General features: G+C 67.8%; 19 protein-coding genes. 16 read left to right on the plus strand and 3 right to left on the minus strand.

Annotated elements, in window-relative coordinates; genetic code table 11:
• The first annotated feature begins 324 nt into the window (after positions 1–324).
• The 11 genes from J8847_RS12770 to J8847_RS12820 all read left to right on the plus strand — a co-directional run bounded on the left by J8847_RS12770 (position 325) and on the right by J8847_RS12820 (position 11,070).
• Positions 325–513 carry a Flp family type IVb pilin gene (locus tag J8847_RS12770; protein ID WP_229429802.1) on the plus strand — a complete coding sequence of 63 codons (189 nt, stop codon included), beginning with the start codon at positions 325–327 and terminating at the stop codon, positions 511–513.
• 59 nt (positions 514–572) lie between these two features.
• On the plus strand, positions 573–1,103 hold the full coding sequence (locus tag J8847_RS12775; RefSeq protein WP_211525094.1) for a prepilin peptidase: 531 nt from the start codon (positions 573–575) through the stop codon (positions 1,101–1,103).
• A 105-nt stretch (positions 1,104–1,208) separates the two neighbouring features.
• Positions 1,209–2,612 carry an ATP-binding protein gene (locus tag J8847_RS12780; protein ID WP_229512779.1) on the plus strand — a complete coding sequence of 468 codons (1,404 nt, stop codon included), beginning with the start codon at positions 1,209–1,211 and terminating at the stop codon, positions 2,610–2,612.
• Positions 2,609–3,466 carry a Flp pilus assembly protein CpaB gene (cpaB, locus tag J8847_RS12785; RefSeq protein ID WP_211525095.1) on the plus strand — a complete coding sequence of 286 codons (858 nt, stop codon included), beginning with the start codon at positions 2,609–2,611 and terminating at the stop codon, positions 3,464–3,466. The genes J8847_RS12780 and cpaB overlap by 4 nt, the downstream gene beginning before the upstream one ends.
• Positions 3,467–3,491: 25 nt before the next feature.
• The gene (locus tag J8847_RS12790) at positions 3,492–5,039 is read left to right on the plus strand and encodes a type II and III secretion system protein family protein (protein ID WP_211525096.1); all 1,548 of its coding nucleotides are present in this window, start codon (positions 3,492–3,494) and stop codon (positions 5,037–5,039) included.
• Positions 5,036–5,344 carry a hypothetical protein gene (locus J8847_RS12795; protein ID WP_229512781.1) on the plus strand — a complete coding sequence of 103 codons (309 nt, stop codon included), beginning with the start codon at positions 5,036–5,038 and terminating at the stop codon, positions 5,342–5,344. Before J8847_RS12790 ends, J8847_RS12795 begins: the two co-directional genes overlap by 4 nt.
• Before the next feature lie 52 nt (positions 5,345–5,396).
• A complete protein-coding gene (locus tag J8847_RS12800) occupies positions 5,397–6,563 on the plus strand; it encodes an AAA family ATPase (RefSeq protein WP_211525097.1) in 1,167 nt (388 codons plus the stop codon).
• Positions 6,564–6,608: 45 nt separating this feature from the next.
• Entirely contained in the window at positions 6,609–7,967 is a 1,359-nt protein-coding gene (locus tag J8847_RS12805; RefSeq protein WP_211525098.1) for a CpaF family protein, read from the plus strand.
• Positions 7,968–7,978: 11 nt separating this feature from the next.
• On the plus strand, positions 7,979–8,956 hold the full coding sequence (locus tag J8847_RS12810; protein ID WP_211525099.1) for a type II secretion system F family protein: 978 nt from the start codon (positions 7,979–7,981) through the stop codon (positions 8,954–8,956).
• Between the two features lie 7 nt (positions 8,957–8,963).
• Positions 8,964–9,914, plus strand: coding sequence for a type II secretion system F family protein (locus J8847_RS12815; RefSeq protein WP_211525100.1), 951 nt, complete (start codon positions 8,964–8,966; stop codon positions 9,912–9,914).
• Between the two features lie 28 nt (positions 9,915–9,942).
• Positions 9,943–11,070 carry a LytR C-terminal domain-containing protein gene (locus J8847_RS12820; RefSeq protein ID WP_211525101.1) on the plus strand — a complete coding sequence of 376 codons (1,128 nt, stop codon included), beginning with the start codon at positions 9,943–9,945 and terminating at the stop codon, positions 11,068–11,070.
• Positions 11,071–11,103: 33 nt separating this feature from the next.
• On the opposite strand, the gene J8847_RS12825 is transcribed toward J8847_RS12820, so the two are convergent.
• Together J8847_RS12825 and J8847_RS12830 are read right to left on the minus strand one after the other, a co-directional pair.
• The gene (locus J8847_RS12825; RefSeq protein ID WP_229429774.1) at positions 11,104–11,871 is read right to left on the minus strand and encodes a head GIN domain-containing protein; all 768 of its coding nucleotides are present in this window, start codon (positions 11,869–11,871) and stop codon (positions 11,104–11,106) included.
• A 245-nt stretch (positions 11,872–12,116) separates the two neighbouring features.
• Positions 12,117–12,284, minus strand: coding sequence for a hypothetical protein (locus tag J8847_RS12830; RefSeq protein WP_211525102.1), 168 nt, complete (start codon positions 12,282–12,284; stop codon positions 12,117–12,119).
• Between the two features lie 391 nt (positions 12,285–12,675).
• On the opposite strand from J8847_RS12830, the gene J8847_RS12835 reads away from it, so the two are divergent.
• The 5 genes from J8847_RS12835 (at position 12,676) to J8847_RS12855 (ending at position 20,598) form a co-directional block, all read left to right on the plus strand.
• Entirely contained in the window at positions 12,676–15,705 is a 3,030-nt protein-coding gene (locus tag J8847_RS12835) for a TonB-dependent receptor (protein ID WP_211525103.1), read from the plus strand.
• A gap of 81 nt (positions 15,706–15,786) precedes the next feature.
• Positions 15,787–17,337, plus strand: coding sequence for a tryptophan halogenase family protein (locus tag J8847_RS12840; RefSeq protein ID WP_211525104.1), 1,551 nt, complete (start codon positions 15,787–15,789; stop codon positions 17,335–17,337).
• 28 nt (positions 17,338–17,365) lie between these two features.
• Positions 17,366–18,085: a SapC family protein gene (locus J8847_RS12845; protein ID WP_211525105.1), complete on the plus strand. Its 720-nt coding sequence runs from the start codon at positions 17,366–17,368 to the stop codon at positions 18,083–18,085.
• Positions 18,069–19,082, plus strand: coding sequence for a cupin-like domain-containing protein (locus tag J8847_RS12850; protein WP_211525106.1), 1,014 nt, complete (start codon positions 18,069–18,071; stop codon positions 19,080–19,082). Before J8847_RS12845 ends, J8847_RS12850 begins: the two co-directional genes overlap by 17 nt.
• Before the next feature lie 13 nt (positions 19,083–19,095).
• Positions 19,096–20,598, plus strand: coding sequence for a tryptophan halogenase family protein (locus tag J8847_RS12855; RefSeq protein ID WP_373888810.1), 1,503 nt, complete (start codon positions 19,096–19,098; stop codon positions 20,596–20,598).
• A gap of 43 nt (positions 20,599–20,641) precedes the next feature.
• On the opposite strand, the gene J8847_RS12860 is transcribed toward J8847_RS12855, so the two are convergent.
• Positions 20,642–21,925 (minus strand): sugar MFS transporter, encoded by a 1,284-nt coding sequence (locus tag J8847_RS12860; protein ID WP_211525107.1) that lies wholly within the window; start codon positions 21,923–21,925, stop codon positions 20,642–20,644.

The following is a 21,925-nucleotide window of genomic DNA, read 5'->3' on the forward strand; positions in this document are numbered from 1 at the left end:
GTCAGTCAAAGGCACGGGGCGTGGTACCGATGGTGCCGCTTTTTTGAGCGGCGAAGCGAAACAGGATAATCCTTTTTTGTATTACGGGCAATTATTCTTATCAATATTTATTCATTTTCCGGCATCGCTCTTGCGCCGTCCTGTGCCCGCCTTCCGACAGTTTATTCCTCGTCAGAATCTTCCGTTTCCACTAGGAAAAGTTGACTGTAGTCAAGTTGCCGCATGGAATGATTCGCTACAGTGAACTCACTGGCAAACGCAACAAAGCAGTAGCGACGGGGCCCCGACGCAGCCAGTTCCCTCAACCACCATAAGGAGTTTGTCATGAACACGATGTTCTCCGCCATCAAAACCTTCGTTGCCGATGAAAACGGTGTGACTGCCATCGAATATGGCCTGATCGCCGCGCTCATCGGGGTCGCGATGGCCACGGTCGCCAAGACGCTTGGCTCGGAGATCAAGGACACGTTCCAGGACGTCGTCAACGCACTCACCGGCACCACCTCGACCTGATCGTCGTGCCCCCTCGTGGCTGCAGCCAGCCCCGGGGGGCTTTTTTTTGGGGGTGCATCATGCTTGTCGCACCGTATCTCGATACCTTGCTGCTGCTGATGGTGGTGGCGGGGGCAGTCAACGACCTGGCGAGCCGGCGCATTCCGAACCGGCTGCTGCTGGCCGGGATGGTGGGCGCACTCGGCCTGCACCTGGCCTCCGGCGCACCCCTGGCCGGGGTGCTGGCCTGGCTGGGCGGCATGGCTACCGGCCTGGTCGTCTTCCTGCCGTTTTACCTGATCCGCGGCATGGCTGCCGGGGACGTCAAGATGATGGCCGCCGTAGGCGCTTTCACCGGTCCGCTCGAGGCCCTGCACATCGCCATCCTGGCCTGGTGCGCGGGCGGCGTCATGGCGCTGGCGATCGTCGCCGTCCGCGGCCGCCTGTTACCGGTGCTGTCGAATCTCTGGACCATCCTGCGCGGCGCGCTGCTGCGCCTGCCGCTTGCGCAGGCCTTCGGCACAGGAGGGCAGGACAGCGTCGGCTCCATGCCTTACGGGGTCGCGATTGCAGTCGGAACAATGATCATTTTGATAAGCCGCTATGGCTAATCGGGGCCGGGTGGCCCTTTGTGGACCGTCAAAGGCCGGCAATGGACGCTCGCTAGAATCAAATCAAGTTCTCTCGAACACTTGTATTGAGCAGGAGGTGAGAATATGGAAGCGCTAACGGGAGCCGCAGCGGTTTACACGGCGAGGGATCCGGTGCCGGAAGGCCCCGGCGGGCAGCTTGCGCCGGCGGATGGCGAAGCCGTTCCCGTGCTGCCGCGCCAGGCGCGGACCCTGCGCGACACCGGCCTCGAGCCGCGCTTCGTCACTGCCCTGGTGGTCAAGGCGATGCACGCGGGCGGCAAGACGCCGCTGTCGGTGCTGACCGGCAGGCTGCGCCTGTCGGTGAGCGTGGTGCGCGAGGTGCTGCAGGGCCTGATCGCGGCGCAGCAGGCCGAAGTGGCCTGGTCGGGCGATTCCGACATCGACGTGCATTACCAGCTGACCGCCTTCGGGCAGCGCGCCGCCGCCGATTACCTGGCCGAATCGCGTTACTGCGGTCCGGCGCCGGTGCCGCTGGCGCACTACCGCGCGGTGGTGGAGCAGCAGTCGCTGCGCCTGGAAGTGAACGACGCAGCGCGGGCGCGCGTCACGCCGGGCGAGCTGCGCGCGGTGCTGGGCGAGGACGGCCTCGAACCGGCAGTGCGCGAACTCATCGGCGCGGCCCTGCATTCGAACCGCCCGCTGATGCTGTATGGCCCTTCCGGCAGCGGCAAGACCACGCTGGCCAGGAAATTCGCCCGTCTGCGCCAGGAACCGGTCGCCGTGCCCTACGCGGTGCTGGTCAAGCACGAGATCGTGCAGCTCTACGATCCCGCCCTGCATCCGGCGCCGCTGGCGAACCGGCGCATGGAGGAGCGGCGCAGCTGCGACGCGCGCTGGGCGCTGTGCCAGCGTCCCCTGGTCCACATCGGCGCCGAGCTGACCCGCGACATGCTCGAACTGCGCGCCGACCCCGGCAGCGGCGTGTTCCATGCGCCGCCGCACCTGAGCGCCAACAACGGCCTGCTGGTGGTGGACGACCTCGGGCGCCAGCGCATGCCGGCCGGCGAGCTGCTGCATCGCCTGCTGGGGGCCTTCGAGCACGGGCGCGACCACGTGGCCGTGCCCGGCGGCCCGGCCCATGCGCTGCCTTTCGATGTCGGCCTGGTGCTGGCCACCAGCCTGGCGCCCGAATCGGTGCTGGACGAATCCTGCCTGCGCCGCATCGGCTACCGCATCGCGATCGGGCCCTTGGGCGAGGCCGGCTACCGCGCGCTGGTGCGGCGCCAGGCGCGCCTGGGCCGGCTGGAGGCCGACGAAGCCGTGCTCGATTACCTGGTCAATGAGCTGCACCGCCGCACCCGGCGTCCGCTGCTGGCGGCCTATCCGCAGGAGCTGGTGCAGCGCATCCATGATTTCGCCGGTTTCGCCGGACGCACGCCGCGCTTCGACGTGGACAGCGTGACCCAGGCCTGGAGCAGCCTGTTCGGCGCCGGCTCGCTCCCGCTTGCAATGGGAGACCTGCGATGAAAAACCAACGTGCCGTGATCGTGATGGCCCTGGCCGTCGTGTTCGGCCTGGCCGCGGTGGCGCTGGCCGCGCAATGGCTGCTGAACGCCCCGGCGGCCAGCGCGGGCCGCATCGCGGTGGCCGTGGCCGATATCGATATCGGCCAGCGGCTTGCGCCCGAGATGGTCAAGCTGGTCGACTGGCCGGCCGACAGCGTGCCGAAAGGCGCGTTCGCCGACCCGCAGAAGCTCGCCGGCCGGGTGCTGCGCACCAGCGTGCTGGCGGGCGAACCGCTGAGCGAGGCCAAGCTGGCGCCGGCCGGCACCCTGGGCGGCCTGTCGGCCCTGATCGCCGAGGGCAAGCGCGCCATCACGGTGCGCGTCAACGACGTGATCGGTGTGGCGGGCTTCGCCTTGCCCGGCAATTACGTCGACATCATCGTCAGCACCGAAACCGAGCCGCAGCCGCGGCCCCAGGGCGGGGAGCGCGAGCGCAACATCTCGAAAATCGTGCTCGAGCGCATCCTGGTGCTGGCCGTGGCGCAGGAAGTCAGCCGCGACGAGACCAAGCCCAAGGTCGTCAACGCGGTGACGCTCGAGGTCACGCCCGAGCAGGCCGAGAAGCTCGACCTGGCGCGCAGCGTGGGCACGCTGTCGCTGGCGCTGCGCAACCAGGTCGATCCGGCCGCGGCCGCGACCCTGGGGGCGACCAAGGACAGCCTCCTTCCCGCGCCGGGCGCAGCGCTGCGGCAGGTCGCGCTGCCGGTACAAGCTCCGCAGCCGCGGCCACAGCTACGGCGGCCGCGGGCAGCGCCGCCGCAGCGCCACTGCGTCGGCGTGATCAACGGCCTGCACACCTCGCAGGAATGCTTCTGACACCTTCACGCCTGGGATGAACGCCATGAACAGATGCTCCACGATCGCGCGGCGGGACGGGCTGCGCGCCTGCGCGGCGGCCGCCGGTATCGCGCTCCTTGCCGCCACCGCCATGCCGGCGGCGGCCGCGGCCAAGCCAGCCGCCGAGCCGGAAGCCAAACCCCAGGCCGGCTGCAGCGGCGAAGCCGCGCGCCCGGCGCGCCTGGCCCTCCACATGGGCAAGTCGACCATGCTGCGGCTGCCCGAACCGGTGCGCCACCGCAGCGTCGGCAATCCTTCCGTTGTGCAGGCCATGCTGGTCGCGCCCGACACCCTCTACATCGCCGGGGTCGACGTCGGCAGCACCAATATGATCGTGCAGGGCCGCAGCGGCCTGTGCAGCATCGTCGACATCGCGGTGTCGATGGACCCGGCCGAAGTGCAGGCCACGCTGGCCGCCGTCATGCCCGAGGAAAAGGACATCCGCGTGATGTCGGCCATGGATACCCTGGTGCTGACCGGCACCGTCAGCGACGCCAGCGCGGTCGCGCGCGCCGTCGAACTGGCCGGGGCCTATGTGCGCCGGCCGCTGCGCCAGCTGCCGCCTGCGGCCAAGGACAACGAGACCGACGGCGTGATTCCCGTCGCCGCAAACAGCGGCGGTGGAGGCGCAGCGGGCGCGTCCGCCGGCGCGCGCGTGGTCAACCTGCTCGGCGTCAGCGCGCCGCAGCAGGTGCAGCTCGAAGTCAAGGTGGCCGAGGTGTCGCGCACCCTGATCGAACGCCTGGAATCCGGCTCGCGCTTTACCTTTACCCCCGGCAGCTGGGGAGCCATCCTGACTTCGAATTTCCTCACCGGCCGGGCGCGCGGAGGCATCGGGGGCAGCAAACCCAACGGCAACATGGTCGCCGTCGAAGCCGACAAGCAGGATGGCCTGGTGCGCATCCTGGCCGAGCCGAACGTGATGGCGATCAGCGGCCAGGAAGGCAGCTTCCTGGCCGGCGGCAAGTTCTACATCCCGGTGGCCCAGGACAACAACAAGGTGACCCTGGAAGAAAAGGAATTCGGCGTCGGCCTGCGCTTCACCCCGACCGTGCTGGCGGGCGGGCGCATCAACCTGAAGGTGGCGCCGGAAGTGTCGGAACTGTCGCGCGAAGGCATCGGCATCAACGCGGTGGGCATCGCCGGCACCGCCATCATGCCGCTGGTGACCACGCGCCGCGCCAGCACCACGGTGCAGCTGTACGACGGCCAGAGCTTCGCCATCGGCGGCCTGGTGAAGAACAACCTGGTGGCCAACCTGAAGGGCCTGCCGGTGCTGGGCGAAGTGCCGGTGCTGGGCGCGCTGTTCCGCAGCACCGATTACCAGCAGGACCGAAGCGAGCTGGTGTTCGTGATCACCGTGCGCCTGGTCAAGCCGATCGCCGGCGCCGGCTATGCGCTGCCGACCGACAGGATCGGCCTGCCGTCGCGCGGCGAGATCCTGCTGGGCGGCAGCCTGGAAGGAAGGCCGCCTGCCGCCACGGCCGCCATGTCGACGCCGGCCATCGCGCCGCCGCCGTCGCAGACCGCGGGCGGCTTCGAGCTCAAATGAGCTCACATGCACTCAACAAGGGGATGGACATGGCAAGCAGAACAACCCGTTGGATCCTGGCGGCGCCCGCCGCGGCAGCCTTGCTGGGCTGCGTTTCCGGCACGCCCAACTATGACCGCGAATTCGGCAAGGCGTTGCGCGCCAACCTGGCGTCGCAGGTGCTCGACCCTGCCGCCGGCGCGAACACCGACCCGGCCGCGGGCATCGACGGCCAGGCCGCGCGCGCCGCGCACGAGCAGTACCAGCACTCCTACTCGCGTCCCCAGGCCGAACCGGCGCGCTCGCTGATCGGTACCGGAAAATGAAAGCCGGCCACCCCGGGCCAAGGATGGCAAGCGCAGCTGCGGCGAGGATGCCATGAGAGCGCTCCTGATCAGCCGCGACAGCCAGCTGTATGCGGAAATCGCGTCCCAGGGCGCGGCGCGCGTGCCGCCGCTGCACCTGGCGTCCACCCGCGCCAGCCTGCGCGATGCGCTCGACCGTCTTGACGCCGACAGCGCCCAGCTGGTGATCATCGACGCCAGCGAGACCGAGCCGCTCGAGGCCGCGCTGCTGGAGCGCCTGGCCCGCCAGTATCCGTCGGCCCAGCTGATGCTCCTGACCGATCACCACCAGCCGGACCTCCTGATCACCGCCATGCGCGCCGGCGTGCGCGAAGTGCTGCAGCTGCCGCTGGTGCACCGCGCCTTCCACGAGGCGATGGACCGGATCTCGGCCGCCGCCGGCGTGTCCCTGACGCGCGACGGGAAGGTGCTCGCCTTCATCGCCTGCAAGGGCGGCAGCGGCGCGACCTTCATCTCGACCAATTTCGGCTACGCGCTGGCGACCCTGGCCGGCAAGAAGGTCCTGCTGGTCGACCTGCACGGCCAGTTCGGCGACGCCGCGCTGTACGTGTCGGACCAGAAGCCGAGCATGACCCTGTCGGACGTGTGCGCCCAGATCGCCCGCGTCGATGCGCCTTTCCTGGATTCCTGCCTGGTGCACGTGGCCCCCGGCTTCGGCGTGCTGGCCGCGGCCGACGACCCGGGCCAGGCCAGGGAAGCCAAGCCGGAGCACATCGACACGATCCTGCGCGTGGCGCGCCAGCACTACGACTACGTGCTGCTCGACGTCGGCCGCCAGATCGACGCGGTTTCGCTGCGCGCGCTCGACATCACCGACACCATCTACCCGGTGCTGCAGCTGGCGCTGCCCGACATCCGCGACGCGCGCCGCCTGCTCGACATCTTCCGCTCGCTCGGCTACGTGCTGGACAACATCCGCCTGATCGTCAACCGCTACGAGAAGGGCGGCAAGCTGCGCCTGCAGGACCTGCATGCGGCGCTCGGCTGCGAAGTGATGCACACCTTCCCGAACGACTACATCGCCGTGACCGACTCGGTGAACCAGGGCGTGCCGGTGCTGCAGCTGTCGCGCTCGAGCGCGGCCGCGCGCAGCCTGGCCGAGATGGTGGAGCTGGTGACGGCGCGCCGCGTACCGGAAAACAAGGGCCTGCTCGATCGCTTGTTCGGCGGGGGCGCCTAGCCCCGCTCGACGCCAGCCCCCGACATTTCACGACTGGAGCACCCGATGTCCCTACGAGAACGCCTTGCCAGCACCGAAGTCAGCACCAGCGCCGAGCGCCAGCTGGCCGCCGGGCTGCCGGACACCGGCAACCACGCCTACCAGGAGCTCAAGAAGCTGATGCACCAGATGATCCTCGACCGGATCGACCTGGAACGCCTCAAGCGCCTGACCCCCGAGCAGTTCAAGCACGAGCTGGCGCTGCTGGTCCAGCGCATCATCGAAGAAGAAAGAATCGTCCTCAACCAGCACGAGCGCCACCACCTGGTGCTCGACATCCAGCACGAGATGCTCGGCTTCGGGCCGCTCGAGCCGCTGCTGAACGATCCGACCGTCTCGGACATCCTGGTCAACACCGCCAGCAAGGTCTATGTCGAGCGGCGCGGCAAGCTGGAGCTGACCGACATCAGCTTCCACGACAACGCGCACCTGATGAAGATCATCGAAAAGATCGTCTCGCGCGTGGGACGCCGGGTCGACGAGTCGAGCCCGATGGTCGACGCCAGGCTGCCGGACGGTTCGCGCGTCAATGCGATCATCCCGCCGCTGGCGGTGGACGGCCCGCTGCTGTCGATCCGCCGCTTCGGCGCCACGCCGCTGACGGTGCAGAACCTGCTCGACTACAAGAGCCTGACCCCGCCCATGATCCAGGTGCTGGAGGGCCTGGGCACGGCCAAGGTGAACATATTGATCTCGGGCGGCACCGGCAGCGGCAAGACCACGCTGCTGAACCTGATCTCCGACTTCATCCCGGGCAGCGAGCGGGTGGTGACGATCGAGGACGCTGCCGAGCTGCAGCTGCGCCAGCCGCACGTGGTGCGCCTCGAGACCCGTCCGCCCAATATCGAGGGCAAGGGCGAGGTGACCCAGCGCGCCTTGGTGCGCAACGCGCTGCGCATGCGGCCCGACCGCATCATCCTGGGCGAGGTGCGCGGGGCCGAGGCGCTCGACATGCTGCAGGCGATGAACACCGGCCACGAAGGCTCGCTCGCCACCATCCACTCGAACACCCCGCGCGACGCCTTGTCGCGCCTGGAGAACATGGTCAGCATGGCCGGCGTCAGCTTGAGCGCGCGCGCGATCCGCCAGCAGATCGTGTCGGCCGTGACGGTGGTGGTGCAGGCTTCGCGCCTGACCGACGGTACGCGCAAGGTGGTCAGCATCCAGGAGATCACCGGCATGGAGGGCGACATCATCTCGATGCAGGAAATCTACCGCTTCGAGCAGCGCGGCGTGGACGCCGAGGGCAAGGTGCTGGGCCATTTCTGCGCCACCGGCGTGCGCCCGCGCTTCGCCGACCGCCTGCGCCTGTTCGGCGTGCCGGTGCCGGAAGACGCCTTCGATCCCGACCGGATCTTCGACTGAGGGGGGACGGCATGGACGCGCTGTTCTCCGGTTTCGTGGTGTTCCTGTTCGCTGCGGTGATCCTCGCGGTCGAAGGCGTCTACCTGTGGTGGATGGGCACCCACGGCGCCGCGGCGCGCCGCATCGCGCGCCGCCTCCAGCTGATGTCGGGCGGGGTCGGACGCACGGGCGAGCGCATCTCGATCCTCAAGCAGCGACGCTACAGCAGCCACCAGTCCTTCGACCGCATGCTGCACCGCGCCGGGCTGGCGCACCGCATCGACGCGCTGCTGGTGCAGGCCGGATCGCCCTGGACGGTGGGGCAGTTCATCGCCTGGTCGCTCGGCTGCATGGCGGCCGGCATGCTGGCGGCGTCCGCCTGGCCGCTGCCCTGGCCGGCGCGGATGCTGGCAGGCCTGGCCTGCCTGAACCTGCCCTGGTTCCTGATGCGGCGCGCGCGCCAGCGGCGCCTGCTGCGCATCGAGCAGCAGCTGCCGGATGCGGCCGACTTCATCGCCCGCGCGCTGCGCGCCGGCCATTCCTTCAACAATGTCCTGCAAATCGTCGGCAACGAGCTGCCCGAGCCGCTCAGCAGCGAGTTCCGCATCGCGCGCGAAGAGATCAACTACGGCGTGCCGATGAGCGAAGCGCTGCACGCGATGGCGGCGCGCATCCCGCTGACCGACCTGCGCTACCTGATCATCGCGGTGCTGATCCAGCGCGAATCGGGCGGCAACCTGGCCGAGATCCTCGGCAACATCAGCCAGATCATCCGCGCCCGCCTGAAGCTGATCGCCCACGTGCGGGTGCTGTCGGCCGAGGGACGCATGTCGGCCTGGATTCTGGGCCTGATGCCGTTCTGCGTGGCCGGCGCCATGGCGATCACCAGCCCCGACTACATCAGCATGATGTGGAAGGACCCGTCGGGCGTGCGGATGCTGTGGTACGGCGCCGGCATGATCCTGTTCGGGGTGATCTGGCTGCGCAAGATCATCCGCATCCGCGTGTGAGGTGCCTATGCCGTCGTCCCAACTCCTGTTCCTGTTCATCGTCTTCGCCGTCGTATGCGGCCTGGGCTGGCTCGGCGTGGCGCTGTTCGCCCCGGTCGCCCTGCGCGAGCGCCTGCGCCGCTTCCTCGGCAACAAGCCGGGGCAAAGCGAGGGCGGCCTGGAGGCCGGCAAGGACTGGGTCGAGCGCGTGGCCAGCGTCGCCAGGCCGCTGACCAAGCTCTCGATTCCGGACGAAGGCTGGGAAAAATCCACCCTGAGCACCCGCTTCATGAACGCCGGCTGGCGCAACCCGGCGGCGCCGACCCTGTACTTCGCCTCCAAGACCGGACTGGCGCTCCTGATCCCGGCGCTGAGCGTGCCTGCCATCGTGCTGTACGGCGGCGCGCTCGACTCGAACAAGCTGCTCGCCCTCCTGCTGCTGGGCGCGGCCCTCGGTTACTACGCGCCGAACGTGGTCCTCACCCGCATCGCCAACCGGCGCCGGCGCGAGATCTTCGAGACCATCCCCGACGCGCTCGACCTGCTGACCGTGTGCGTGGAAGCGGGCCTGAGCCTGGAGCGGGCGATGGTCAAGGTAGCCGGCGAGATCCACATCAAGAGCGTGGTGCTGGCCGAGGAACTGCAGCTGGTGCTGATGGAGATGCGGGCCGGCTTCAGCAAGGAGAAGGCGCTGCGCAACTTCGCCCTGCGCTCCGGGGTCGAGGATGTCGACACCCTGGTGGCGATGCTGATCCAGTCCGAACGCTTCGGCACCAGCATCGGCGACTCGCTGCGCGTGTATTCGGACAACCTGCGCCACAAGCGGCGCGTCAAGGCCGAGGAGCGCGCGGCCAAGATCGGCCTCAAGCTGCTGTTCCCCCTGATTTTCTGCATTTTCCCGACGCTGCTGATGGTGCTGCTCGGGCCGGCCGCGATCCAGATATCGCGAACCCTGGGCGCGCTGCACGGGGTGCATTAATCCTTGCGTTGATTGAATGGAGATCGCGATGCGAACCGCTACCACCTTGAGTACGCTGGCGCTGCTGTGCGCCGGCGCCGGCCTGCTGGCCTGTACGCCGCTGCCGACGCTGTCCTCCGCCGCCGCAGCCGCCGGCGGCGACGAAGCCTACCTGGCCGGCCGCAACCATCACCTGGCGCGCCGCTACGACGAGGCGCGCGCCGCCTACCAGGCCGCGCTGCGGGCCGACCCCGGCCATGTCAACGCCCGCAACGGCCTGGCCACCCTGCACGCCGAGCAGCGCGATTTCGCGGCCGCCATCGCGATCTGGCGCGAGCTGGCGGCGCCGCTGACGATGTCCTCCGGCCCGGACAAGGCTTACCTGCTCGGCAACCTGGGCCATGCCTATTTCCTGAGCGGCGACTACGACCAGGCGCTGGTGGCGCTCGAAAAAGCCTGCCTGCTCAATCCGCTCAACGCCCGTTCCTGGCAGCTGCTCGGCGACACCCTGCACAAGCTGGGCCAGGATGCGCGCGCCGCGCAGATGCTCAGGCAGGCGGACGCGCTGCGCCGGCACGACCTCCGCGCCGACCTGGCGGCGGTGGGCGGCAAGACTTCGGTGAGCGCCATCGGCCAGGCGCTGCAGGCCCAGCGCGGCGACGCCGCGGAGCCGGCATGGCTGGAGACCGAGCTGCACGTGGCCGGCAACGGCATGCTCGAACTGCGGCGCGGCAAGGCGCCGGCGCCGGCTGAAGCACCCGAAGCGCCGGCTGCGCCGCCTCCGCAGGCGCCGTCGATCGAGGCCGCCGTCACGCGGCTGGAAATCAGGAACGGCAACGGTGTGACCGGCATGGCGCGCACGCTGGCTCGCCGGCTGGGCGATCCCGGCATGAAGGTGACCCGGCTGTCGAACGAAAAGGGTTTCGGCGTGGCGCGCACCCGTATCGAATACGAGGCGGCCCACCGCGCGGCGGCCGAGCGCCTGGCACGGCGGGTCGGCGGCGTGCAGCTGCTGGAAGTGCAGGCCTGCGCGCCGACCGACCTGCGCCTGGTGCTCGGGCGCGACCTGCCGCGCCGCGGCCTCGCGCTGCGGCCGCTCGCGGCACCGGCGGCGCCCGCGGCAGCCGCGACGGCAGCCAGTGTTCCGGCGCCGCCGGGTAAAGGCAAAACCAGCTAGCCTGGTTCTCCCGGCAGCGCGTTCAGCTGCCGCTTACTTCCAGCTGATGCTGCCCATGCCGTTGTCGGTGCCGTTGCGCTTGGCCGGGTTGCCGTACACGGTGGCCGAGCCCAGGCCGCTCAGGCTCACGTCGGCGGCCTGCTTCGCATGGACCGAGGCGCCGCCCAGGCCGGACAGGGACAGGTCGACGGTGTCGGCCTGCAGCTCCTTCGCTTCCAGGCTGCCGACGCCGCTCAGCTTGGCCTGCAGCAGGCGGGCGTGGCCCTGCACCGTCATGCGGCCGGCGCCGCGCAGGTTCAGGTCGATGCGCTCGGCGCGCACGCCCTTGAGGTTCATGGCGCCCACGCCGCCCAGGCGGGCGTCGATCTGGCGGAAGTTGCCGTCGACGGCCACCGCGCCGGCGCCGTCCAGGGCCAGCTTCACGGCATCGCCGGTGAAGCCGCTGATGGTCGAGCTGCCGACGCCGTTCGACGTGAATTCGGCCAGGTTCGGCACCGTGAGTTCGGCGCGCAGCTTGTGTTCCGTGCGTTCGTTACGGGAAGTGAAGGATTCGGTGCCGATTTCGAGCGTGTCGCCGCGCTGCGCGGTGGTGATGCGCTGGATATAGCGGCGGTCGCCCGAGATCACCAGCGAGGGCGTGGCGCCCTGGAGCAGCACCAGGTCGATCACGCCGCCCAGCTTGACCTTGGTGACCTTGGCGTCCACGGCGCGGGTCTCGCGCACGGCTTCGTCGGCGAGGACCGGGCCGGCGGCCAGGGTGAACGAGCCGGCGACGAGGGCGGCGGTCAGCAGTTTTTGCATGGTGGATCTCCGATAACGGTTGTCGATAAGGGCAGGATAGGGGAGAAGGCCGGGTTTGCCCTCCGGATTGCGACGGACTGCGCATTCGGCGGGATGGACCGTCGAAAATCCCTACCGCCGTGGGCCGTTCTGCCGCCCTTGCCCGCCCTGCGATACACCCGTACGTAATCGGCCAGCATCTGCTGCGGCAGCACCGTCGTGCTGTCCGGATTACCCGCCGAGTAGAACCGCAGCTCCTGGTCGCCCTATCCATGTCCGCCGGCCTCCGCCACCCACTTGCCGCGGTCGAGCGCATCGCCCTCGAATTCGTCGCTCCAGGCCAGGGTCCAGCCGGAGGCGGCGGGCGGCTGGTGCGCGCAGCCGGCGCCCAGGACGGCGAACACCAGCACGGCTGCCTTGGCGATCATGCCCATGATTCTTCCCAATGAATTTGGAATGGTTTCCAAAAAGACAAGCCGTCTATAGCATCGCCAAAAAATCGGTGTCAACCACGCGCGCCTTCTATCGCTCCACGTGGCTCCCTCTAGCGCCGATGCCTATGTTGCAAAACCGCCGCATGGCGGCCCATATCTGTATGGAATATTCCGTTGACAATTTTTTTTTCCAACCCTAATATTCAGACCAACACATGGAAACGTTTCCATGCAACCGGAAAAATTGGAGCGATCCGGGAGGGTAAGCGGCGGCATGGCGGTCGGAGAGGACGCGGCAAGGGGCTTGAGGCGTCCAGCGGGTTGTGGAGACAAGGCGGCAGGCACAGAAGCCAGGTGTGACCGCCATATTTTAAAAAGAACAGGAGAACACATGGTTTACCCCAAGGCGAAACAGACATTGATGAGCCTGGCAGTGGCGAGCGCCTGCGCGGCCTTCGTCCCGGCTCATGCCCAGGACCAGGCCGGCACGCCCGAGCAGGCGCCCGCCACCCCGGCCAGCGCGGCCAGCGCGCCCAGCGAGGGCGCCAGCGCGCCCGGCCTGTCCCCGAACGGCACGACCCAGACCGTGGTCGTCACCGGCCTGCGCGCCAGCCTGGAATCCTCGCTCAACCTCAAGCGCAATGCGCAGGGCTTCGTCGACGGCATCGTGGCCGAGGACATCGGCAAATTCCCCGACACCAACCTGGCCGAATCGCTGCAGCGCATCTCCGGCGTATCGATCGACCGGACCATTGGCGAAGGCTCGAAGGTCACCGTGCGCGGTGTCGGCCCCGATTTCAACCTGGTGCTGCTCAACGGCCGCCAGATGCCGACCTCCGGCCTGGGCGACCGCAACGGCCGCGCCTTCGACTTCGCCAACCTGGCGTCCGAAGCGGTGTCCCAGATCCAGGTGTACAAGTCGGCGCGCGCCGAAACCCCGACCGGCGGCATCGGCGCCACCATCAACATCATCACCCCGCGTCCGCTGTCGCGTCCCGGCATGCAGGCCAGCGTCGGCGTCAAGGGCGTGTACGACAAGTCGGCCCAGAACCTGCCGGACGACGTCAAGCGCGGCGACAAGGTGACGCCGGAGATCTCCGGCATCTACAGCAATACCTCGGCCGACGGCCGCTTCGGCATCGCGCTCACCGGCAGCTACCAGGAACGCAACCTGGGCTTCAACCAGGCCGCGGTCTCTAACGGCTGGAAGGGGCCGTTCCGCGGCGACGAGAACAACTGGGGGACGATCCCGCAGCCGGGCACCCCGGGATCCGAGCGCATCACCAATCGTCCGGATCCGACCGATGTGTACCAGGTGCCGCAAAACCTGAACTACAACATGAACGGCGTGCAGCGCCAGCGCACCAACGGCCAGGTGGTGTTCCAGTTCGCCCCGACCAAGGCGCTGACCACCACCCTGGACTACACCTATTCGGAAAACAAGGTCCAGACCCGCCGCCAGGACATCTCGGCCTGGTTCAACTTCGGCGCCTCGTCGAGCAGCTGGACCGACGGCCCGGTGGCCAGCCCGCTGGTCTACACGGAGCTGATCCCCGGCGCCAACAGCGACATCGCGATGGGCGGCGCCGATTTCGCCACCAGGAACGAGAACAAGTCGCTCGGCTTCAACGCGGCCTGGAAAGTCAACAACGACGTCCGCTTCGAATTCGACCTGCACCATTCGACCGCCGAATCGACCCCGGACAGCCCCTGGGGCTCGAGCAACGTCCTCGGCACCGCCAGCATGAGCCGCGGCGACACCACCGTCGATTTCAGCAAGGACTTCCCGGTGCTGAGCATCGCCGGCGCCGACTTCACGCGCGCGCCGCAGCAGGTCACCGGCTCGGTGTTCGAGAACGGCTACATGAAGACCAAGATCGACCAGGCCCAGGTCCACGGCAGCTGGAAGATGCTGGAAGCGTCCGAACTGAAGTTCGGCCTGGCCGCGACCAAAGTCGACTATCGCTCGGCTTTCTCGGTGCAGCAGCGCGACACCTGGACCGGCGCCACCAGCCCCGCCGACTACCCGGCCAACATGTTCCACCGCGAGACCCTGAGCAGGTACTTCGACAATATCGACGGCAGCGACAACCCGGCCCTGTTCAACCAGTTCTACACCTTCGACTTCGAGCAACTGCGCGCACTGGCGGCGCAAGTCACCGGACAGCCCGACCTGTACCGGCCCAAGACCACCTACGACAACGACCAGCGCACCGAGGAAAAGTCGAAGAGTCTCTACCTGCAGTTCAACACCGACTGGGATACGGCCATGCCGATCCACACCTCGATCGGCCTGCGCTACGAGAAAACCGACGTCACCTCGAGCGCGCTGGTGCAGACGCCGACCGCCATCAGCTGGGTCTCGCAGAACGAGTTCCCGGTGGTGTTCGGAGAACGCGGCTTCACCACGCTCAAGGGCAAGTACCATCATCTGCTGCCGAGCTTCGACGCCGACGTCGACCTGCGCCCGGACATGAAGGCGCGCCTGAGCTATGGCGAGACCATCGGGCGTCCGCGCTATGACCAGATCTCCGGCGGCCAGGTCCTGAATTCGCTGGCGCGCGTGGAAGGCGGCACCGGCACCCAGGGCAATCCGTCGCTGGAGCCGGTCAAGGCCAAGAACATCGACCTCGCCTTCGAGTGGTACTACGCCAAGTCGAGCTTCTTCTCGGTCAACCACTTCCGCAAGCACCTGGACAACTACGCCGGCCAGTCGCAGTTCATCGCCCAGCCCTTCGGCGTGCGCACCCCGGTCGGCGGCGCCTACTGGAACGCCGCGGTGCAGAACGGCTGCCCCACCAGCGACACCACCTGCATCCGCAGCTACATCCTGCGCAATTTCGCCGGCCAGCCGGGCGTGGTGCGCGGCGCGGACGACGCTTCGGGCGCGCCGACCGGCATCATCACGGCCACCGCCAGCGATCCGATCGCGGACTTCCGCATCAACTCGTTCTCGAACCAGAAGAAGGACCGTGCCCGTGGCCTGGAATTCAACCTGCTGCACATGTTCGGCAACAGCGGTTTCGGCGTGCAGGCCAACTACACCTACGTGCATTCCGGCCTGAAGTACAACAACGCCAGCATCGGCGAGCAGTTCGCGCTGGTGGGCCTGGGCGACTCGGCCAACCTGATCGGCATCTTCGAGAACGACAAGTGGAACGTGCGCGCGGCCTACAATTGGCGCGACGAGTTCCTGTCGGGGACCTTCGACGGATCGGGGCCGAATCCGAACTATGTCGAGGCCTACGGCCAGTTCGACCTGAGCATCGGCTATAACCTGACGAAGAACCTGTCCATCCAGTTCGAAGGCATCAACCTCACGGACGAGATCAAGCGCATCCACGGCCGCACCAAGCAGACCTTGCTGTTCGTCGAACAGTCCGGACCGCGCTACATGCTGGCCGCGCGCTACAAGTTCTGACCTGAAGGACCTAAGGGCCGCGGGCATTCCCGCCGCGGCCCGTTCGGGGTAGACTGCCCCATCTGTTTTTCGGGACGCACCATGGTGACGAACGCCATCAGGAACATCGTGATCGTGGGCGGCGGTTCGGCCGGCTGGCTGACCGCCGCCGTCCTTGCCGCGCGCTACCGCACGCTGGAGCAGGGCGGCCTGCGCATCACCCTGATCGAGTCGCCCGACGTCGCGCCGATCGGCGTGGGCGAGGGCACCTGGCCCACCATGCGCGACACCCTGCGCGAGGCCGGCGTGTCCGAAACCGCTTTTTTCCGCTCCTGCGACGCCGCCTTCAAGCAGGGCTCGCGCTTCAACCGCTGGGTCAGCGGCGCGGACGACGATTATTACTTCCATCCCTTCGTACTGCCCCAGGGCTACGGCGAGGCCGATATCGCAAGCCAATGGCAGCGGCGCCATGCGCATGTGCCCTTCGCCGACCTGGTGAGCTACCAGCCGCACCTGTGCGTGGCCGGCCGCGCGCCCAAGCAGGCCGCGACGCCGGAATTCGCGGCCGTGGCCAACTACGGCTACCATCTCGACGCCGGCAAGTTCGGTGTGTTCCTGCGTACCCACTGCCTGGAAAAGCTGGGCGTGCACTACGTGCCGGACCACGTCACCGGCATCCGTTCGCGCGACAACGGCGACATCGCCGCCCTGCACACCAGGGCTCACGGCGACCTGGAAGGCGACTTGTTCGTCGACTGCACCGGCATGCAGTCCATGCTGCTCGGGAAGCACTACGGCATCCCCTTCCTGTCGCAGCGCCACGTGCTGTTCAACGACAGCGCGCTCGCGGTCCAGGTGCCCTATGCGCGCGAGGACGAGCCGATCGCGTCGCAGACCACCTCCACCGCCCAAAGCGCCGGCTGGATCTGGGACATCGGCCTGCCGTCCCGGCGCGGCGTGGGCCATGTATATTCGAGCGCGCACACCACGGACGAACAGGCCGAGCGCGAATTGCGCGCCTACCTGAAAGCCAGCGGCGCCGGCGAGGACCTGCCCGCACCGCGCAAGCTGAGTTTCCAGCCCGGCTACCGCGAGAAATTCTGGCACCGCAATTGCGTGGCCATCGGCCTGTCCGCCGGCTTCATCGAACCGCTGGAGGCGTCAGCGCTGGCGCTGGTGGAGCTCTCCGCCGCCATGCTGGCCGACGGGATGCCGGTCACGCGCGAGCAGATGGAAGCCGCGGCCGGGCGCTTCAACGCGACCTTCACCTACCGCTGGGAGCGGGTGATCGATTTCCTCAAGCTGCACTATGTGCTGAGCCGGCGCGAGGACAGCGACTACTGGCGCGACAACCGCTGCGCCGAGACCATTCCCGAGCGCCTGGCCAGCCTGCTGCTGCTGTGGCGCCACCGCCCGCCCTCGCGCTACGATATCGACCGCATCCAGGAAGTCTTCCCGGCGGCGAGCTATCAGTACGTCCTGTATGGCATGGGCTTCCATCACGCGCCGGGACCGGCGCCGCGCATGGAAGACGGCGCGGCCGCCGACGGCTTCCTGCGCGACGCGGCGAACCTGACGCGCCGCATGCTGCCGGCGCTGCCGGACAACCGCGCGCTGATCGACCATATTCGCAGCCACGGGCTGCCACGCTGACAACAACGACAACGAAAGAGACAACACGATGCCCACTATCTCCGTGCTGAACAACATCGACCACAAGGACCTGCGCATTATCACGGCCAACCGCCCCGGCCTGGGCGACGACGTGGCCTGGGTTCTCACCTTTGCCCAGGAATTCCGCCTGCTGCAGGCGGACTACCCGATCATCTTCCGCAAGACCGAGGGCGAGGTGCCGTTCGAGTCGATCGCGCTGATGGGCTTCACGGAAAACGAAAACCTGTTTCTCGGTCCCGACGGCTGGGACGCGCCCGTCATTCCCATGATGGTGGCGCGCCAGCCTTTCCTGATCGGCCGCAATGGCGACGAGCTGATGATCCAGCTGGACCTGGACAACCCGCGCGTAAGCCGGCTTGAGGGCGAGCCGGTATTCCTGCCCCACGGCGGCGGCACCGAGTACCTGGAGCGCATCAACGGCATGCTGTCCTTCATCCACCACGGCATGCAAGCCGAAGCCGGCTTCCTGCGGGCGCTGGTGAAGCACGAGCTGCTGGAGACCTTCGCGCTCGACATCACCCTCGACGACGGCTCGCAGAACCGCCTGTCCGGCTTCTACACCATCCATGAGGAGCGCCTGGCCGCGCTGGGCGCCGCCGCCCTGCACGAGCTGCACCAGGCCGGCCACCTGGCCCCGATCTACTATGCGCTGGCCTCCCTGTCGAACTTCCGCAGCCTGGTCGACCGCAAGAACCGCAGGATGAAGGCAGATGCTGCCCATCGCTAAGCGGGTACGCGAGCTCGCGGGCCTGCGTCCGCGCGACCTGGGCCAGGAAATCCTCGCGTCCACCGAGCCGCTGCTGCTGCGCGGCCTGGTGGCCGAATGGCCGGCGGTAGCCGCCGCGCGCGAGTCGCAACAGGCGGCCGGCGCCTACCTGCGCCGCTTCTACCGTGACGCCACCGTCGGCGCCATGCTGGGCGCGCCCGAGATCGAGGGCCGCTACTTCTACAACGAAGACCTGAGCGGCTTCAATTTCTATCCGGTGCGGGTGCGGCTCGACACCGTGCTGGCGGAGCTGGAGAAGCACCGCACGACCGAGCCGCCACCCTCGATCTATGTCGGCTCGACCACCATCGACACCTGCCTGCCGGGCTTCCGCGCCGAGAACGACGTCGACCTGGGCGCGCGCAATCCGCTGGCCAGCATCTGGATCGGCAACCGCACCCGCATCGCGGCCCACTACGACCTGCCGGACAACCTGGCCTGCGTGGCCGCCGGCCACCGCCGCTTCACCCTGTTCCCGCCGGACCAGCTGGACAACCTGTACATCGGCCCGCTCGACTTCACCCCGGCCGGGCAGGCCATCAGCCTGGTCGATTTCGCCCGGCCCGATTACGAACAATTTCCGCGCTTCGCCCAAGCGCTCGAGCATGCGCTGGTGGCCGAGCTGGAGCCGGGCGACGCCCTGTTCATCCCCAGCATGTGGTGGCACCACGTCGAGGCGCTGGACCGCTTCAACGTCCTGGTCAACTACTGGTGGCGCCAGTCGCCGGACTACATGGACACGCCGACCAACGCCCTGATGCACGCCCTGATGACGGTGCGCGACCTTCCGCCCGAACAGCGCAAGGCCTGGCAGGAGCTGTTTCGCCACTACGTGTTCGAAGCCGGCGAGCACACCGCCGCCCACATTCCGGAAGCCGCGCGCCGCATCCTGGCGCCCCTGGACGACGACGCCACCCGCGGCATCCGCACCCAATTATTAAAGCGGATGAACCGCTGACAGGAGACCGACCGTGGAACAGAGCACTCTTACCCGGCGCCCGGTACGCCGGGTCGTCATCGCCGGCGGCGGCACCGCGGGCTGGATGGCCGCCGCCTGCATCTCGAAGGTGCTGGGCAAGCGCCTCGATATCAAGCTGATCGAATCGGACGAGATCGGGACCGTGGGCGTGGGAGAGGCCACCATCCCGACCCTGATCCACTTCCACAAGCTGCTCGAGATCAGCGAGCAGGAATTCATGGCCGCGACCCAGGCCACCTTCAAGCTGGGCATCAGCTTCGAGAACTGGCGCAACGTCAGGGAAGACTATATCCACTCCTTCGGCCTGACCGGCACCGACCACTGGACCGCCGGCTTCCAGCACTTCTGGCACAAGGGCCGCGAGCGCGGCCTGGCCGGCGACTACGGCGACTACTGCCTGGAGCTGCGCGCCTCCCAGGAAAAGCGCTTCGCCCACTTGCCGCACGACGGCATGAACTACGCCTACCACCTGGACGCCAGCGCTTACGCACGCTTCCTGCGCAAGTTCAGCGAGCGCCACGGCGTGCAGCGCATCGAAGGCAAGATCGTCGACGTCAGCACCAGCGCCCTCACAGGCCACATCCGCTCGCTCACCCTCGATTCCGGCGCCGACATCGAAGGCGACCTGTTCATCGACTGCACGGGCTTCCGCGCGCTCCTGATCGGCCAGGCCATGAAGGTCGAGTACGAGGACTGGTCGCACTGGCTGTTCAACGACAGCGCGGTGGCCATGCAGACCATGTCCGTGGGCGACGCCGTGCCCTACACGCGTGCGATCGCGCACGGCTTTGGCTGGCAATGGCGCATCCCGTTGCAGCACCGGGTCGGCAACGGCATCGTGTTTTCCAGCCGCTATGTCGAGCAGGAGCAGGCGATCCAGGCCCTGGTGGAGAATGTCGAGGGCGAAGCCCTGATGAAGCCGCGCGTCATCAAGTTCCAGCCGGGGCAGCGCAGGCAGGTCTGGAAGGGCAACTGCATGGCGCTCGGTTTGGCGAGCGGCTTCCTGGAGCCGATCGAATCGACCAGCATCCACCTGATCCAGCGCGGCATCATCCGTCTGATGCAGATGTTCCCGACCGAGGGCATCTCGCAGGCCGACGTGGCGGAGTACAACAAGCAGGCCTGGACCGAGATCGAGCATATCCGCGATTTCATCATCCTGCACTACCACGTGACCAACCGCAGCGACACGCCTTACTGGCGCGACGCGCGCAACATGGAGATCCCCGCCAGCCTGCGCCACCGGATCGCGCTGTTCCGCGAGACGGGAAGGGTATTCCGCATCTCGAACGAGCTGTTCGCCGAGAACTCCTGGGTGCAGGTGCTGCTGGGGCAGGGCGTGATGCCGCTCCAGCACCACCAGGCGGCCGACCTGATGGGCGACGAGGAGCTGGCCCGCTTCCTCGGTTCCATCAAGAGCTCGATCGACAAGACCGTAAGTGGATTACCCACCCACCAGCAGTACGTCGAACGCTACTGCGCGGCGCCGAAATAAGAAAGCCCGCGAAAGCGGGCTTCTTTTTTCAGGCGGTCGCCCGCTAGCGATGCAGATTGGCGTACTTCACCCCGAAATACATGATGAACAGGTAGCACGCGGCCGGCACCAGGAAGGAAGGCTGCAGGCCGATGGTGTCCGCGAACATGCCCTGCACGAAGGGCACCACGGCGCCGCCCACGATGGCCATGCACAGGATGCCGGAACCCTGGCCGGTGAACTTGCCCAGGCCGTGCAGCGCCATGCTGAAGATGGTCGGGAACATGATCGAATTGCACAGGCCGACCGCCAGGATCGCCCACATCGCCAGCTTGCCTTCGCCGAAGGTCGCCGCCAGCACCAGCAGGATGGCGCCCAGCGCATTCACGGCCAGGGTCTTGCCCGGGCTGACGTAGCGCATGACGGCGAAGCCGATGAAGCGGCCCACCAGCGCGCCGCCCCAGTACAGGCTGACATACTGGGCGCCGTTGGCGTGGCTCAGGCCCGCGATGTGGCCCTCGCCCAGGAAGTTGATCAGGAAGCTGCCGATGCTCACTTCCGCGCCCACGTACAGGAAGATCGCCAGCGCGCCCAGCACCAGGTGGCGGTAGGCCATGGCGCCGCCCTTGCCGTCCACTGCGACGGTGCTGTCGTCGTGGCTGATCTTCGGGAGCCGGGCCACGGCGAACAGCACCGCCAGGATCGCCAGCGCTGCCGCCAGCCCCAGATAGGGACCTTGCACCGCCGCCGCTTCCCTGGCCTTGTACGCGGCCTGCTCGGCGCCGCTCAGAGCCGCCAGCTGGTCGGCGCCGAGGGTGGCGGCCGACAGGATCAGGATGCCGCCCAGGGCCGGCGCCACGGTGGTGCCGAGCGAATTGAAGGCCTGGGTCAGGGTCAGTCGGCTGGAGGCGGTGCGCGCCGGTCCGAGCACGGTGACGTAGGGATTGGCCGCCACCTGCAGGATGGTGATGCCGCTGGCCAGCACGAAGAAGGCGAACAGGAACAGGCCGTAGCCGCCCTGCGAGGCCGGATAGAACAGCGCGCAGCCCGCGGCCGCGATCATCAAGCCGGTGACGGCGCCATTCTGGTAGCCGATGCGGCGGATCAGCGCGCCCGCCGGCAGCGACACGATGAAATAGGCGCCGAAGAAGCAGAACTGCACCAGCATCGCCTGCAGGTAGGTGAGGGTGTAGATCGACTTCAGGTGCGGAATCAACACGTCGTTCAGCGACGTGAGCAGGCCCCACATGAAGAACAGGATGGTGACGATCACCAGTGCGCCGGTGTGCGGATTGTGTTCCCCGTCGGCGGCCGCCGCCAGCGTCGGGTTGGGTGCGGTGTTGTGCAT

The sequence above is a fragment of the Massilia sp. AB1 genome (genome assembly GCF_018119385.1).
Lineage (GTDB): Bacteria > Pseudomonadota > Gammaproteobacteria > Burkholderiales > Burkholderiaceae_D > Telluria.